This window comes from Pseudomonas sp. PWP3-1b2, from assembly GCF_049896045.1.
Lineage (GTDB): Bacteria > Pseudomonadota > Gammaproteobacteria > Pseudomonadales > Pseudomonadaceae > Aquipseudomonas > Aquipseudomonas antarctica_B.
The window spans coordinates 1-2,009 of record NZ_JAFCTN010000043.1; the positions used below are offsets into that span (position 1 = coordinate 1).

At 56.0% G+C, this 2,009-nt stretch carries 2 protein-coding genes and 2 tRNA genes; all 4 read left to right on the top strand.

Annotation, left to right across the window (positions count from 1 at the left end):
* Nucleotides 1-20: 20 nt before the first annotated feature.
* Nucleotides 21-106: transfer RNA gene (locus tag ACP7A2_RS22325), tRNA-Leu, on the top strand.
* 96 nt (nucleotides 107-202) lie between these two features.
* Nucleotides 203-279 (top strand) — tRNA-Met (locus ACP7A2_RS22330).
* Nucleotides 280-419: 140 nt separating this feature from the next.
* On the top strand, nucleotides 420-878 hold the full coding sequence (gene rimP / locus ACP7A2_RS22335; protein ID WP_158287963.1) for a ribosome maturation factor RimP: 459 nt from the start codon (nucleotides 420-422) through the stop codon (nucleotides 876-878).
* 47 nt (nucleotides 879-925) lie between these two features.
* On the top strand, nucleotides 926-2,009 hold a 1,084-nt coding region (gene nusA, locus ACP7A2_RS22340), incomplete at its 3' end, for a transcription termination factor NusA (protein WP_426135982.1).

Below are 2,009 nucleotides of genomic sequence, written 5' to 3' on the forward strand. Positions count from 1 at the left end.
AGGGTTGTAAACGCTGTATTGCCGAGGTGGTGGAATTGGTAGACACGCAACCTTGAGGTGGTTGTGCCCATAGGGTGTAGGGGTTCGAGTCCCCTTCTCGGTACCAATTATCAGGAGAGCCCGCTGTTGCGGGCTTTCTTGTAGGTGGAAGGTTACATTGACCCTGTAAGGGATCGGTCGTATACTTCCGCCCCAGCTTTGTCGCGGGGTGGAGCAGTCTGGTAGCTCGTCGGGCTCATAACCCGAAGGTCGTCGGTTCAAATCCGGCCCCCGCAACCAGTTTTAGCGGAGCCCCTTTTAAGGGGCTTTTTGTTAGCTGGACACTTTCAACGCCGCTGTTCGACGGCGTTTCAAGGATGGGCGTTTCGCCCATTTTTTTATTTTGCACAGCATGCACATACATGCACGAGGGGGTTCAGGTGTCGAGCAAGCTAGAAGAGTTGCAGGCCTTGCTGGCCCCGGTGGTCGTGGCCCTAGGCTATGAATGCTGGGGTATTGAGTTTTCGGCTCAAGGTCGCCACTCAATGTTGCGCGTTTATATCGATAAAGAGGGCGGTGTGCTGGTGGACGACTGCGCCATTGTCAGCCGTCAGATCAGCGGTGTCCTGGATGTTGAAGATCCAATCTCCGTTGAATACACCCTCGAAGTTTCCTCGCCAGGCATGGAACGCCCACTGTTCACTATTGATCAGTTTGCAAAATTTGCCGGTGAACAAGTGAAGATCAAGTTGCGATCCCCATTCGAAGGGCGACGCAATTTTCAGGGCCTTCTGCGCGGTGTAGAAGAGCAGGACGTTGTGGTGCAAGTGGAAGACCATGAGTTCCTGTTGCCGATCGATATGATCGACAAGGCCAACATTATTCCCAGTTTTGGCTGAGACGCGGATCCCGCGGATCCAATGGCTTGCGAAAGGCGAGGCGTACGATGAGCAAAGAAGTACTGCTGGTTGTTGAGTCGGTATCCAATGAAAAGGGCGTACCGGCAAACGTGATTTTTGAAGCGCTGGAGCTGGCTTTGGCCACTGCTACCAAAAAGCGTTTTGAAGACGAAGTTGATCTGCGTGTGGAAATCAACCGCCACACCGGTGCCTATGAGACTTTCCGTCGCTGGACGGTCGTCGAAGAAGCCGATCTTGATGATCCGGCCATCGAAACGTGGCCAAGCAAGGTTGCCGAAACGCACCCGGGCGCCAACGTTGGTGATGTTGTCGAAGAAAAGATCGAATCGATCGAGTTCGGCCGTATTGCTGCACAGACCGCCAAGCAGGTCATTGTGCAGAAGGTTCGCGAAGCTGAGCGCGCTCAAGTCGTTGACGCCTATCGCGAGCGCCTGGGTGAGATCATCTCCGGCACCGTGAAAAAAGTTACCCGCGACAACGTGATCGTTGACCTGGGCAACAACGCCGAAGCGTTGCTGGCCCGCGAAGACATCATTTCTCGCGAAACCTTCCGGGTTGGCGTGCGTCTGCGTGCGCTGCTCAAGGAAATCCGCACCGAGAACCGCGGCCCTCAGTTGATCCTGTCGCGTACTGCGCCGGAAATGCTGATCGAGCTGTTCCGTATTGAAGTGCCGGAGATCGCCGAAGGCCTGATCGAAGTCATGGCTGCGTCCCGCGACCCGGGTTCGCGCGCCAAGATCGCGGTCCGCTCCAAGGACAAACGTATTGACCCGCAGGGCGCTTGTATTGGTATGCGCGGTTCGCGCGTCCAGGCAGTGTCGGGCGAACTGGGCGGTGAGCGTGTGGATATCGTGCTGTGGGACGATAACCCGGCGCAGTTTGTGATCAACGCCATGTCGCCAGCTGAAGTGGCGGCAATTATCGTTGACGAAGATGCCCATGCAATGGACATCGCCGTTGGCGCAGACAATCTGGCTCAGGCCATTGGTCGTGGTGGTCAGAACGTGCGTCTGGCCAGCCAACTGACCGGTTGGACCCTGAACGTGATGACCGAATCGGACATCCAGGCTAAGCAGCAAGCTGAAACCGGTGACATCCTGCGCAACTTCA